This is a genomic window from Butyricicoccus sp. AM27-36, from assembly GCF_003480945.1.
Lineage (GTDB): Bacteria > Bacillota > Clostridia > Oscillospirales > Butyricicoccaceae > Agathobaculum > Agathobaculum butyriciproducens.
On sequence record NZ_QUJR01000016.1, the window covers coordinates 15,670 to 16,212 of the forward strand.

The 543-nt window shown below is 60.2% G+C and carries 1 pseudogene; it reads right to left on the minus strand.

Annotated features, from left to right (window positions below):
• A pseudogene (locus tag DW724_RS14745) lies at positions 1-543 on the minus strand (NAD-binding protein); the annotation flags it as partial.

A 543-nucleotide genomic window follows, 5' to 3' on the forward strand; every position in this document is an offset into this window, starting at 1 on the left:
TACAAAAATTGCTTCAAAACCGTCACCGAACAGCTCGTCGATGGTCTCAGAACGGCCTACAACAAAGTTGAGAATGAACTCAACGCCCAGATCCTTCAGCGTGTCGATCTCCTTCTGCACGATAGTCTTCGGCAGACGGAACTCCGGAATGCCGTACATGAGTACGCCGCCTGCGGTGTGCAGCGCCTCGAAAACGGTAACCTCGTAGCCCAGGCGAGCAAGGTCGCCGGCGCAGGTCAGACCGGCCGGGCCTGCACCGACGATGGCAACCTTGTGGCCGTTGGATTCCGGCTTGACTGCCTTTTCGGTGCTGTTCTCGCGGGCATAGTCTGCAACGAAGCGCTCCAGACGGCCGATTGCTACAGCCTCGCCCTTGATGCCGCGTACGCAGTGGCACTCGCACTGGCTCTCCTGCGGGCAGACACGGCCGCAGACAGCCGGCAGTGCGGAGGTCTCCTTGATCTTGGCAGCCGCCTCGAGGAACTTGCCCTCGGCAACCAGCGCGATAAACTCCGGAATCTTAACCTGTACCGGACAGCCGGT